The sequence below is a fragment of the Pseudomonas fluorescens genome, from assembly GCF_018614655.1.
Lineage (GTDB): Bacteria > Pseudomonadota > Gammaproteobacteria > Pseudomonadales > Pseudomonadaceae > Aquipseudomonas > Aquipseudomonas fluorescens_BX.
Map to the genome: position 1 here is coordinate 1 of NZ_JAGGOG010000043.1, position 11,322 is coordinate 11,322.

At 59.6% G+C, this 11,322-nt stretch carries 13 protein-coding genes; 7 read left to right on the plus strand and 6 right to left on the minus strand.

The window, feature by feature from the left end; genetic code table 11:
* Window positions 1-136 precede the first annotated feature (136 nt).
* The 3 genes from J7E41_RS27800 to J7E41_RS27810 all read right to left on the minus strand — a co-directional run bounded on the left by J7E41_RS27800 (window position 137) and on the right by J7E41_RS27810 (window position 1,428).
* Window positions 137-331, minus strand: coding sequence for a hypothetical protein (locus J7E41_RS27800; RefSeq protein ID WP_214997424.1), 195 nt, complete (start codon window positions 329-331; stop codon window positions 137-139).
* 234 nt (window positions 332-565) lie between these two features.
* Window positions 566-949 (minus strand): hypothetical protein, encoded by a 384-nt coding sequence (locus tag J7E41_RS27805; protein WP_251029730.1) that lies wholly within the window; start codon window positions 947-949, stop codon window positions 566-568.
* Window positions 950-1,074: 125 nt separating this feature from the next.
* Entirely contained in the window at window positions 1,075-1,428 is a 354-nt protein-coding gene (locus J7E41_RS27810; protein WP_214997425.1) for a hypothetical protein, read from the minus strand.
* A gap of 241 nt (window positions 1,429-1,669) precedes the next feature.
* Here J7E41_RS27810 and J7E41_RS27815 point away from each other — a divergent pair, with 241 nt between their 5' ends.
* Window positions 1,670-2,488: a shikimate 5-dehydrogenase gene (locus J7E41_RS27815; protein WP_214997426.1), complete on the plus strand. Its 819-nt coding sequence runs from the start codon at window positions 1,670-1,672 to the stop codon at window positions 2,486-2,488.
* 198 nt (window positions 2,489-2,686) lie between these two features.
* On the opposite strand, the gene J7E41_RS27820 is transcribed toward J7E41_RS27815, so the two are convergent.
* Window positions 2,687-3,334 (minus strand): YceH family protein, encoded by a 648-nt coding sequence (locus J7E41_RS27820; RefSeq protein WP_214997427.1) that lies wholly within the window; start codon window positions 3,332-3,334, stop codon window positions 2,687-2,689.
* A 124-nt stretch (window positions 3,335-3,458) separates the two neighbouring features.
* Between J7E41_RS27820 and J7E41_RS27825 the strand changes: the two genes are divergently transcribed.
* Window positions 3,459-3,968, plus strand: a complete 510-nt coding sequence (locus J7E41_RS27825; protein ID WP_155584628.1) for a DUF1993 domain-containing protein — start codon at window positions 3,459-3,461, stop codon at window positions 3,966-3,968.
* A 67-nt stretch (window positions 3,969-4,035) separates the two neighbouring features.
* Here the strand turns inward: J7E41_RS27825 and sstT are convergent, their stop codons facing one another.
* Window positions 4,036-5,256 carry a serine/threonine transporter SstT gene (gene sstT / locus J7E41_RS27830; RefSeq protein ID WP_214997428.1) on the minus strand — a complete coding sequence of 407 codons (1,221 nt, stop codon included), beginning with the start codon at window positions 5,254-5,256 and terminating at the stop codon, window positions 4,036-4,038.
* Window positions 5,257-5,557: 301 nt separating this feature from the next.
* Here sstT and J7E41_RS27835 point away from each other — a divergent pair, with 301 nt between their 5' ends.
* Complete coding sequence (locus J7E41_RS27835; protein WP_214997429.1) at window positions 5,558-6,712, plus strand: MFS transporter; 1,155 nt, start codon at window positions 5,558-5,560, stop codon at window positions 6,710-6,712.
* Between the two features lie 4 nt (window positions 6,713-6,716).
* On the opposite strand, the gene nhaR is transcribed toward J7E41_RS27835, so the two are convergent.
* Window positions 6,717-7,622 carry a transcriptional activator NhaR gene (gene nhaR / locus J7E41_RS27840; protein ID WP_214997430.1) on the minus strand — a complete coding sequence of 302 codons (906 nt, stop codon included), beginning with the start codon at window positions 7,620-7,622 and terminating at the stop codon, window positions 6,717-6,719.
* A gap of 146 nt (window positions 7,623-7,768) precedes the next feature.
* Here nhaR and J7E41_RS27845 point away from each other — a divergent pair, with 146 nt between their 5' ends.
* The 4 genes from J7E41_RS27845 (at window position 7,769) to mnmH (ending at window position 11,056) form a co-directional block, all read left to right on the plus strand.
* The gene (locus tag J7E41_RS27845) at window positions 7,769-8,020 is read left to right on the plus strand and encodes a hypothetical protein (RefSeq protein ID WP_169353946.1); all 252 of its coding nucleotides are present in this window, start codon (window positions 7,769-7,771) and stop codon (window positions 8,018-8,020) included.
* Between the two features lie 28 nt (window positions 8,021-8,048).
* A complete protein-coding gene (locus J7E41_RS27850; RefSeq protein WP_214997431.1) occupies window positions 8,049-8,795 on the plus strand; it encodes a TerC family protein in 747 nt (248 codons plus the stop codon).
* Between the two features lie 132 nt (window positions 8,796-8,927).
* Window positions 8,928-9,962, plus strand: a complete 1,035-nt coding sequence (selD, locus tag J7E41_RS27855) for a selenide, water dikinase SelD (protein WP_214997432.1) — start codon at window positions 8,928-8,930, stop codon at window positions 9,960-9,962.
* Window positions 9,962-11,056, plus strand: coding sequence for a tRNA 2-selenouridine(34) synthase MnmH (mnmH, locus tag J7E41_RS27860; RefSeq protein WP_214997433.1), 1,095 nt, complete (start codon window positions 9,962-9,964; stop codon window positions 11,054-11,056). The genes selD and mnmH overlap by 1 nt, the downstream gene beginning before the upstream one ends.
* Window positions 11,057-11,322: the final 266 nt, after the last annotated feature.

The window sequence follows — 11,322 nt, forward strand, 5'->3', positions numbered from 1 at the left end:
TAACCGCTCAGGCCACTAGGCATATCGACCTCCATTGCTCTATGGAGGTCACCTTACGGTTCATCAGCCTTCAGGAAAAATCACCCTGCTCGATAGTCGACATCACTGTCATCGAGGCATGAGGGCAATGCAGCGATCAGTCGACCACCTGATCAAGCATGTTCACCACTTCATGTTCGTTAAGCAGGCCCTTGTGCACCAGGTTTTCCGCCAGCAGGGACAGGAACTTGGCGCAGCGGTGGCCTTCCAGGTGCTTGAGTTCGGTCAAGACGCTGTAAACCTTGCTGGACGTACAGAGTCCGGCGGTGCGGTGCGGGTTTTGTGTGGGCATGGGCGATCGTCCTTGTTGTTATCACGCGCTTGGATGGACAGTTTCGATAGTGAAAGCCTGCCATGACACAAACATGACAGCGCCTGACGGGATCGGGCAAGTGGATAGTGAGGTCTATCATGTCGGATTGAGCCACAGTCACTGTCCTCATAACGACCTTGGCAAGATTTATTCAGACCTGTCGACCTAAAAAGTTGCCCCGTGCTTCCCGGCGGATTATGGCCAGCACACGCTTCATTCTTCGGCGGGAAGCTTCTCGCCGCCGTAGTGACCCAGGAGTTTCAGGCGTTTTTCCTCGACCCAGCCGGTAAAGTCCTGACCGTCCTTGGCGATGTACATGACTTGGGCCCAGCCGCTGTCGCTGGACGCGTATACCGTCAGGCCGTCGTTGGGAATCACGTAGACTTTTTTATTCATGCAAGCTGCATTCGGGCCACTGTGGAAATACAGACGGCCTTCGCCGATGACTTTGGCCTCCAGTGGCGGGCGGTACTCGGCGGCTTCCAGGGAGACGTTGTCGCTCAGGGCTTCGCAGTCCACAGGCGCTTCGGCGTGGGCCAGCAGCGGTAGCAGGGACAGTAATCCATACAGAGGCAGGAGGCGCAGAGGTCGGTCCATCGCAGGGGATCATCCATGAGGGAGATGGCCCTATGGTAATGAGAAAGGCTCGACCTGGTCATCCATGAAGCACAAAAAAAGCCCCGCATGTTCTGCGAGGCCTGTTCAGGTATTTCAGCTCAAGGTTACCAGCCGCGGCGGTAGTAGCCGTGTGGAGGACCATAGTAGCCACGCGGTGGGCCGTAATAGACCGGCGCCGGGCGGTAGTAAACCTGTTGCTGCACATACACCGGAGGTGGCGGTGCGTAGTACACCGGCTGCGGCTGTACATACACCGGTTGCGGTTGGACATAGACCGGTTGTTGCACATAGACCGGCCGGGACTGGCTGGCAATCACCGAGCCCACTACAGCGGCACCGACAACAGCACCAAAGACGGCCGGGCCACCCCAACCACCACCGTGGGCAGAGGCCTGACCTGCTACAGCGAGTGCACCGATAAGCAAGGCGATCTTGGGGATTTTACGAATCATGGTCATTCCTCGGTTAGCCCCTGCGCTCGTGGTCTGCAATCAATAGACTCAAGGATTGTCGCGGGGATACTTTTAAGACAGCGTATTTCTGGAAAACAGCACGGCTGTTGGGTAAATGTTGTGTAAGGTCTGTACCGATTGGCTTACAAATCCTGTGCAGTGCTGTGCTAATAATCCGCGACAAGCCGCCCGCACGGGTATCCCCGTCCATCCGAAACGTCCTGAGAATGGCTTCAAGGAGTTACACATGCTGATGAACCCCAACAAGGACACCCAACTGTGCATGTCACTGTCGGGGCGCCCCGGGAATTTTGGCCTGCGCTTTCACAACCACCTTTATGAACAACTGGGTCTGAACTTCTACTACAAGGCGTTCAGCAGCCAGGACCTGCCCGGCGCCGTGGGTGGTATTCGCGCCTTGGGTATTCGCGGTTGTGGCGTTTCCATGCCGTTCAAGGAGGCCTGCATTGCCCTGGTGGATGAGCTGGACGACTCCGCCCGGGCTATCGCCTCGATCAATACCATCGTCAACACCGCCGGACATCTCAAGGCCTACAACACTGACTACATCGCCATCGAGCAACTGCTGAAAAAGCATGCGGTGCCCACGTCCTCGACGTTTGCCTTGCGGGGCAGCGGCGGGATGGCCAAGGCGGTGGCCAGCGCCTTGCGCGATGGCGGGTATGCCAAGGGTGTGATCGTTGCGCGCAATGAAGCGGCGGGCAGGGCGCTGGCACAGAGCCTGGGTTACGAGTGGCAGGCGGAACTGGGCGACTTGCGCCCGCAGATGTTGATCAACGTGACGCCCATCGGCATGACCGGTGGCCCGGAGGCCGATCACTTGGCCTTTGATGCCGAAGCGGTTGATTGTGCGGAGATTGTGTTCGATGTAGTAGCGATTCCCGCTGAAACGCCGTTGATCGTGCGTGGTCGGGCTAAGGGTAAGCGGGTGATTACCGGCCTGGAAGTGATCGCCATCCAGGCGTTGGAGCAGTTTGTGTTGTACACAGGTGTCCGGCCAACGGATGAGCAGTTTCAGGCGGCCGTGGCGTTCGCGCGAAGCTGAATGCTGAACCTTGGAATGAGGGCTGTTGTGGGAAGAGGGCTTTTGTGGCGAGGGGGCTTGTCCCCCGTTGGGCTGCGCAGCAGCCCCAATAAGGACTACGAGTACTTTCAGACAGAACTCAGTGACAGGTTTTTAGGGCCGCTTCGCGCCCCAACGGGGGACAAGCCCCCTCGCCACAACAAGCGTGCTCACACTGGGTTACTCCAGCCGCGAGAGGCGCTCTTCCAACGCCGCAATCCGCGCCTCCAACTCTTCAATCCGCTCCAGCGAAACCCCACCACCGGCACTGCGTTCCCCTGGATTACCGCGAGCCGCGAGGATCGCCTCGATGTCCGCCGGATCGCCCAAGGCATGCATATAGCGATCTTCGCGCTGCCCCGACTGACGTGGTACCAGGAGCGCGAGCCCACGGGCGATCAGGCGCTCCAGTTGATGCACCACCTGCTCGGTGTCTTCAAAGTCATGCATGCGCCCGCTGCGGGTCAGCAATTCGCTGACGGTCTGTGGACCGCGCAGGAACAACAAACCGATGAGGATCACTTGGGCCGGCACCAGCTCCAGCGCCTTGTCCACCCGATGCTCCCAGCGGTCGGCGCGGCTGCCCATCACCAGCCGGGTAAAACCGCTACCTTCCAGAGCCCGCAGGCTTTGGCCGACCTGGCCTTGGCTCAGGTTCATTACCGGCTCCCGGCTGGTCTTCTGGTTACAGGCGATTACCAGCGCGTTGAGGGTCAGCGGGTAGGTTTCCGGGCTGGTGGCCTGTTTCTCGATCAAACTGCCCAGGATGCGGATTTCCGTGCCGTTCAGGCGTGGTTCGGCGGAAGTGGTGTCGTGCTCGGTGGTCATCGCGCTTTCCCTATGCAGTGAGCCCACTAGCCTAATCCTGAAAAAATAAAAGACAAGCGGTGCCGGCGGTGAGCATGTCTATAATCGCGGCTGTTCAAACCCTGCCACCATTGTCGAGACTGTCATGACTATTTCCCTGTACGCCGCTTCCCTCCCGGTCTTCAAGCAAATGCTCAACGCCCTGAGCGATGTGCTGAACAAGGCTGAGGCCCATGCCACCGCCAAGAACATCGACCCGAACGCCTACCTGCAAGCACGCCTGTTCCCGGATATGTTCCCACTGGTGCGCCAGGTGCAGATCGCTGTCGACTTCGCCAAGGGTGTTTCTGCCCGCCTGGCTGAAATCGAAGTGCCGAAATATGACGATACCGAAGTGACCTTTGCTGACCTGCAAGCGCTGATCGCCAAGGTTCTGGCGTTCATCGACACGATCACCCCGGCACAGATCGACGGCAAGGAAGGCATCGAAATCGTCACTCGCCCTGGCACCCCTAAAGAGAAGCGCTTCAGTGGCCAGTCCTACCTGCTGACCTACGGCCTGCCGCAGTTCTTCTTCCACGTCACCACCGCTTACGCCTTGCTGCGTCACAACGGTGTGGAAGTGGGCAAGCGTGACTACATGGGCGCGTTCTAAACGCCCGGAAATAAAAAAGCCCGAGCCGGTTTGCAAGAACCGGCTCGGGCTTTTTTGTACCGACGCTTTACGCCGCTCGCTCTTCCTTGCTCAGGCAAGCCGCAGCAGTGAACAGCACATCGGTGGAGGAATTGAGGGCGGTTTCCGCCGAATCCTGCAACACGCCGATGATGAAGCCCACGGCCACTACCTGCATGGCGACTTCACTGGGAATGCCGAACAGGCTGCACGCAAGGGGGATCAACAGCAGCGAGCCACCGGCTACACCCGACGCACCGCAGGCGCAGACTGCCGCCACGACGCTGAGCAGGATGGCGGTGGGGATGTCCACAGCGATGCCCAGGGTGTTTACCGCCGCCAGGGTCAAGACGGTAATGGTGATGGCGGCGCCGGCCATATTGATGGTTGCCCCCAGGGGGATTGACACCGAGTAAGTGTCTTCATGCAGGCCCAGACGTTGGCTCAACGCCAGGTTGACCGGGATGTTGGCCGCCGAACTGCGGGTGAAGAAGGCGGTGATGCCGCTTTCCCGCAGGCACATCAACACCAGTGGGTACGGGTTGCGACGCAGCTTCCAGAACACGATGGCCGGGTTGATCACCAGCGCCACGAACAACATGCTGCCCAGCAGCACCAACAGCAGATGAGCGTAGCCCAGCAAGGCGCCGAAGCCGGAAGTGGCCAAGGTGGAGGCCACCAGGCCAAAGATCCCCAGCGGTGCAAAGCGGATCACCATGCGCACGATCAGCGTGACCCCATTGGAAAGGTCGGCCAGCACGGTGCGAGTGGTTTCGCTGGCGTGGCGAATGGCGATACCCATGCCGATGGCCCAGGCCAGGATGCCGATGAAGTTGGCATTCATCAGCGCACTGACCGGGTTGTCCACCACGCTGAGCAACAGGCTCTGCAACACTTCGCCAATACCGCCGGGGGCGCTCACGGCCACATCGTGGGTGGCGAGCACCAAGGTGGAAGGAAACAGGCTGCTGGCGATCACCGCCACGACGGCGGCGGCAAAGGTACCCAACAGGTACAGGAACAGGATCGGCCGGATATGGGTTTCCTGGCCGTGCTTGTGACTGGCGATCGAGGCCATGACCAGCACGAATACCAGGACCGGCGCGACGGCCTTGAGCGCCGAGACAAACACTTTGCCGATAAACCCGGTGGACTGGGCCACGTCGGGCAACAGCAGGGCCAGCAGAATGCCAGCGACCAGGCCGATCACGATTTGCGTGACCAGGCTGACGCCCATGAGTCGGTTAAAGAGGGAAGGGGCAGCAGTCATAAATAGAGTTGTCTCTGGTTTTTCTAATGGGTGCGGCGATTCGTGCAGGCAAGGCAGCGCACAGACTGCCGGAGGGTAAAGCGCCAGGGCAAGACCGAACGGTAACCGGATGTTCGGCAAAGTTTAACATGCTGTAGGAAATATCCCGGACGGGTGCGGCGTTCAGTCACCTGTTACAAGGCTGGCCTTGCTCGGCTGTCCCAAAGCCGGACACATTCTGTTAAGATCCAGCATCCTCTTATTTTCTCTTCGTCAGCGAGCCCTCGGGTTGTCGTTGTCTTCGTCGTTTCTGGAGTTATTCATGTTGTTGCCCATCCTGCTGCTGTCGGCAGCCGGTTTTACCGTGTTGACCACGGAGTTCATCATCGTTGGTCTGTTACCGTCTATCGCCCGCGACCTGGATGTCAGCGTGTCCCAGGCCGGCCTGCTGGTGACGCTGTTTGCCTTCACCGTGGCAGCGTTCGGTCCGTTCCTGACCGCCTACTTCGCCCGGTTTGAGCGCAAGCGCCTGTTTATCACCATTCTGGTGATGTTCGCTGCGGCCAATACCCTGGCAGCGTTGGCGCCGAATATCTGGGTGATGTCGGTGGCGCGGTTGATTCCAGCCCTGGGGCTGCCAGTGTTCTGGGCGCTGGCCAGTGAAACAGCGGTGGATATTGTCGGCCCGGACTACGCGGGCCGGGCGATTGCCAAGATCGGTTTCGGCATTGTTTGCGCCACGGTGTTCGGCATCCCGGTGGGTACGCTGATTTCCGACATGTTCGGTTGGCGTACTGCCTTTGGCATCTTGGCTGTGGTGGCGTTGGCCAAGGCCTTGCTGCTGGTTGTCTACCTGCCGGCGACCCGCGTGAAGAAAGAACAGGTCACGCTACGTTCGCAGTTCAAGATCCTGCGCAGCCCGTTGATGCAAGGCCACGTTGTCTTGTCGATTCTGGTATTTAGCGGCATGTTCACCGCTTATACCTACCTGGCAGACATCCTTGAGCGCTTGGCGGGCTTCGACGGCACGCTGGTGGGCTGGTGCCTGATGGGCTTTGGTGCGGTCGGCCTGATCGGCAACTCACTGGGCGGGCGCATGGTGGACCGTCACCCGCTGATCGCCTCGATGGTCTTCTGCGGCTTCATGATCACTGGCATGGTTGCGCTGGTGCCGGCCATCCACTCTACGCTGGGGCTGGCGGCAGCGATGGGTATCTGGGGCGTGACCCAGGCGGCGCTGTTTTTGGTCAGCCACGTGCGGCTGATGAAAGTCGCGCCCCACGCGCCGGCGTTTGCCGCGTCGCTGAATATCGCCGGGGCCAACCTGGGTATTGGCCTGGGTGCGATGGTCGGCGGGCGGGTGATAGACACGCTGGGCCTGGGCAGCCTGGGCTTTGCCGCTGCGGGTTTTATCCTGCTGTCGATGCTGTTGGCGTTGTGGCTGATGACCGCCAAGACCCGCGAAGTGTGCGTCTGAGGCATCAGTCGGGGAGGGCGGTAAACAACTCCCGTCGAGCGCCCTCGGTAATCGCCACGATGCCGGGATGCTTGACCTTGCGCTCCACCGAAATGGCATAAAAGGATTCGGTCACCGCTTCAGTCTGGCCGATCAGTACCACGCCGTACTGGCGCGCCACTTCGTCGGCAATCACGCTGGGGGCGATAAAAATGCCGCTGCCGGATTGGCCGAAAGCCTGCATCAAGGCGCTGTCGTCAAACTCCCCGACAATCCGTGGTTGGATCTGTTGCTCGGCAAACCAGCGCAACAGACGGCTACGTACCACGGTTTCCGCCCCCGGAATCAACAGCGGGGCGCCCTGCAAACACTGTGGGAAAGTGCCGCCGTGCTGGCCAGCCAAGGCTTGGGTGGCAAAGAAGCTGATCCCGCATTCCCCCAGTTTTTGACTGTAACCCTTGATGTCCAGGTGCGTCGGCATTGGGCTGTCGGAGATCACCAGGTCCAGGCGCTGGATTGCCAGGTCCGCCAGCAAGCGTTCGAGTTTGTCTTCGCGGCAGGTGATGCGGATCGGTTCGCTGAGTTCCATGGTCGGCGCGATCAGCCGGTAGACGATGGACTTGGGCACCACATCCGCCACGCCCACCCGGAACAGGATCTGCTGTTCATTGGGCTGGGCCCGCAACATGGCCTCCAGCTCATTGCCCGTCTGGAACATCTGCTCGGCATAGGGCAGCGCCTGCCGACCGGCCTCGGTCAATTCCAGCTGCCGCCCCACCCGCTGAAACAACGCCACGCCGAAGGTCTGTTCCAGCAGGCTGATTTGTCCGCTGATCGTTTGTGGCGTGAGGTTCAGTTGTTCGCAGGCGCGCACGATACTGCCGGTCTTGGCGACTACCCAGAAGTAATGCAGTTGACGGTAATTGAGCATGGGGGCCTCAAAGAAAGGTGTTACTTCGTATAAATCGAAGTATAAGCGAAAAAAATACGAATTTTCCTGAACTGTTCAGCACCATAGAATTCGTCGCTATCGGGGGCCCAATGCTTGGACCCAACAGTTCTAACGAGGAACGCATCATGAAACTCAATTCCCTGGGCGCGGCGTCGCTGCTTGCGCTTTCATTAGTCATGCTCAGCGGCTGTGATCAAGCTGAAAAAAGCGCGCAACAACTGTTGGGTAAAGCCACCGAGTCGGCCAAGCAAGTGATCGATGACACCCACCAGGCCGCCGAGCAGGCCTTGAGTGACGCGACCAAGGGTTTGATTGCTCCGAAAGACAAGGAGCAACAGGAAGAGAAGAAACCTGAACCGACTTCGCAAGAAACCTAACCCCAGCACACCACGTCAGGACTGACCTATGGATTACCTTTTACAACTGGCCGCCAGCCCGACCGCCTGGGTCGCACTGGCCACCTTGATCGTCATGGAGATCGTGCTGGGGATCGACAACCTGATCTTTATCTCGATTCTCACCAACAAGTTGCCGGTGCAACATCGGGCCAAGGCGCGGCGTATCGGCATCAGCATGGCGTTGTTCTTGCGGTTGGGCCTGTTGAGCACCATTGCCTTCATCGTGCAGTTGACCGCGCCGGTCATCGAGATCTTCGGGCAGGCGTTCTCCTGGAAGGACATGATTCTGATCGCCGGTGGTCTGTTCCTGGTATGGAAGGCTACGACCGAGATCCATCACAGCATGGACCCAGAGCCTGAACAGGTGGAAAGCAGCACGCCGAGTGTGTCCCTGGGCTTTGCTACGGCCATTGGGCAGATCCTGATGCTGGACCTGGTGTTTTCCATCGACAGCATCATCACTGCCGTGGGCATGACCGAGCACTTGCCGATCATGATCATTGCCGTGGTGGTCTCGGTGATCGTGATGCTGGTGGCGGCCGAGCCGTTGGCCAAGTTCATCAACGACAACCCGACCGTGGTGATGCTGGCCCTGGGCTTCCTCATCATGATCGGCATGACCTTGATCGCCGAAGGCTTCGGCGCCCATGTGCCAAAAGGCTATGTGTATGCGGCCATGGCGTTCTCGGCGGTGATCGAGTGCCTGAACATGGCGCGTCGCAGTCGGCATAAACGGCTTGCGGCAAAACACTAAAGGCTGAAAACAAAGGCCGGCTGCGCTCATCAGGGCCCCGCCGGCTTTTTGCTGCCTGGCATTGGCTGATTTGCCGCATGTAGGTAGGGATCGTCTGGTAAAATTCCGCACCTTGACGTTGAGAGGTGCCCCATGAACGAGCCGATTCGCCTGACCCAGTACAGCCACGGTGCGGGTTGCGGTTGCAAGATTTCCCCCCAGGTGCTGGAGGTGATCCTCGCCGGCAGCGGTGCGCAGAACCTCGACCCCAAACTCTGGGTGGGCAACGCCTCGCGGGACGACGCGGCGGTCTACGCCATCGATGAAGAGCGTGGCGTGGTCTCCACCACCGATTTTTTCATGCCGATTGTCGATGACCCCTTCGACTTCGGCCGTATTGCCGCGACCAACGCCATCAGCGATATCTACGCCATGGGCGGTGATCCGTTGATGGCCATTGCCATTCTTGGCTGGCCGGTCAACGTGCTGGCGCCGGAAATTGCCCGTGAAGTGATCCGTGGTGGTCGCTCGGTATGTGACGAGGCCGGCATTCCCCTGGCCGGTGGCCACTCCATCGACGCTCCCGAGCCGATCTTCGGCCTGGCCGTCACCGGCCTGGTGGAAAAGCGCCATATGAAACGCAACGACACCGCCACTGCGGGTTGCCAGTTGTACCTGACCAAACCACTGGGCATCGGCATCCTCACCACGGCGGAAAAAAAAGGCAAATTGCGCGAAGCCGATATCGGCCTGGCGCGGGACTGGATGTGCACCCTCAACAAGCCTGGCAGCCGTTTCGGCAAGTTGTCCGGCGTGACGGCGATGACGGATGTCACCGGTTTCGGCCTGCTGGGCCATCTGGTGGAAATGGCGGACGGCAGTGGTTTGACTGCCCGCATCGAATACGAAAAAGTCCCACGCCTGCCAGGGGTCGAGTACTACCTGGACCAAGGCTGTGTGCCCGGCGGCACCTTGCGCAACTTCGACAGCTACGCCAGCAAGCTGGGGCGGGTGAATGAATTGCACAAACGCGTGTTGTGCGATCCGCAAACCAGTGGCGGGCTGCTGATTGCGGTCACGCCCGAAGGCAACGCCGAGTTCCTCGCGGTGGCCACCGAACTTGGGCTGAACCTGCAGCCCATCGGCCACCTGGTTGAGCGACAGACCAACGCGGTAGAGGTGTTCTGATGCCCATCGACATCACCGATTACCGCGACATCTTTCTTAACGACCGGCCGATGATGGATACCCGCGCGCCGGTGGAGTTCATCAAGGGCGCTTTTCCCGGTGTGATCAACCTGCCGCTGATGACCGATGACGAGCGTCAGCGGGTCGGGACCTGTTATAAACAGCAAGGGCAGGAGGCCGCGATCGCCCTGGGGCGGCAGTTGGTCAGTGGAGCGACCCTCAACGAGCGTCTTGAGCGATGGGTCGGCTTTGCCCGGGCCAACCCCGACGGGTATCTCTACTGTTTCCGCGGCGGCCTGCGCTCCCATCTTGTGCAGCAGGTTCTCAAGGATGAAGCCGGTATCGATTACCCGCGCGTTGGTGGTGGCTACAAGGCCATGCGAACTTTTCTGCTTGAAACGGTGGATCAGGCAGTGGCGCAATGCGACTTTGTCTTGCTGGGCGGCATGACCGGCAGCGGCAAGACTGAAATCCTTACCCAGCTGGACAACGGTCTGGACCTGGAAGGCCATGCCAATCATCGCGGGTCCAGCTTCGGCAAACGGGCTACCGCCCAGCCGTCCAATATCGACTTTGAAAACCGTTTGGCCGTGGATGTGCTGAAAAAGCGTGCACGGGGCATCGAGCAGTTTGTGGTGGAAGACGAGAGCCGAATGATCGGCAGTTGTGCCTTGCCGCTGAATCTGCACCGAGGCATGCAGACGTTTCCCATGGTCTGGCTGGAAGAAAGTCTGGAAAACCGGGTCGAGCGCGTGTTGCGTGATTATGTGATCGACCTGTGTGCACAATTTATTGCCGAGTTTGGCGAGGCGGGGTTCGACCTGTTCGCCGAACGTCTGACACAGAGTCTGAGCAATATCCACAAACGTCTGGGCGGCGAGCGTTATCAGCGATTATTGGGACTGATGCAGGACGCGTTGGCGGAACAGGCACGCAGCGGCGACGTGGACCTGCATCGAGGCTGGATTATCGGGTTGCGCGAGTATTACGACCCGATGTACGCCTTCCAGCGGGAAAGCAAAGGCGCGCGGATCGAGTTTTCCGGGGAGCAAGGCGCAGTGGTGGAGTATCTGCGCGAGCGAGCGTCCCGGTAGAGTGTGGGTAATGCAACACCGAACTTGTGGCGAGGGGGCTTGCCCCGGTTGGGCTGCGAAGCAGCCCTGAAGCCTGTTATCTCGGGCTATCTGAAAAAATGCAGCGATCTTATTGGGGCTGCTGCGCAGCCCAACGGGGGCAAGCCCCCTCGCCACAGAGCATTTGCTGCTTATTTGATCTCATCACTGGCTGGCATTAGGCGTGTGAGCGGTCAGATTTCGAGCACTTGCATCTCTTGCAGCACCTCGGCGACTGCTGCGACGGC

What these genes read in the sequence shown, in the direction of transcription:
- sstT (WP_214997428.1), bottom strand. Translation starts at nt 5,256, where the DNA reads ATGACTGCTGCCCCTTCCCTCTTTAACCGACTCATGGGCGTCAGCCTG.
- nhaR (WP_214997430.1), bottom strand. Translation starts at nt 7,622, where the DNA reads ATGCTCAATTACCGTCAACTGCATTACTTCTGGGTAGTCGCCAAGACC.
- J7E41_RS27815 (WP_214997426.1), top strand. Translation starts at nt 1,670, where the DNA reads ATGCTGATGAACCCCAACAAGGACACCCAACTGTGCATGTCACTGTCG.
- J7E41_RS27825 (WP_155584628.1), top strand. Translation starts at nt 3,459, where the DNA reads ATGACTATTTCCCTGTACGCCGCTTCCCTCCCGGTCTTCAAGCAAATG.
- J7E41_RS27845 (WP_169353946.1), top strand. Translation starts at nt 7,769, where the DNA reads ATGAAACTCAATTCCCTGGGCGCGGCGTCGCTGCTTGCGCTTTCATTA.
- selD (WP_214997432.1), top strand. Translation starts at nt 8,928, where the DNA reads ATGAACGAGCCGATTCGCCTGACCCAGTACAGCCACGGTGCGGGTTGC.
- J7E41_RS27810 (WP_214997425.1), bottom strand. Translation starts at nt 1,428, where the DNA reads ATGACCATGATTCGTAAAATCCCCAAGATCGCCTTGCTTATCGGTGCA.
- mnmH (WP_214997433.1), top strand. Translation starts at nt 9,962, where the DNA reads ATGCCCATCGACATCACCGATTACCGCGACATCTTTCTTAACGACCGG.
- J7E41_RS27850 (WP_214997431.1), top strand. Translation starts at nt 8,049, where the DNA reads ATGGATTACCTTTTACAACTGGCCGCCAGCCCGACCGCCTGGGTCGCA.
- J7E41_RS27805 (WP_251029730.1), bottom strand. Translation starts at nt 949, where the DNA reads ATGGACCGACCTCTGCGCCTCCTGCCTCTGTATGGATTACTGTCCCTG.
- J7E41_RS27835 (WP_214997429.1), top strand. Translation starts at nt 5,558, where the DNA reads ATGTTGTTGCCCATCCTGCTGCTGTCGGCAGCCGGTTTTACCGTGTTG.
- J7E41_RS27820 (WP_214997427.1), bottom strand. Translation starts at nt 3,334, where the DNA reads ATGACCACCGAGCACGACACCACTTCCGCCGAACCACGCCTGAACGGC.
- J7E41_RS27800 (WP_214997424.1), bottom strand. Translation starts at nt 331, where the DNA reads ATGCCCACACAAAACCCGCACCGCACCGCCGGACTCTGTACGTCCAGC.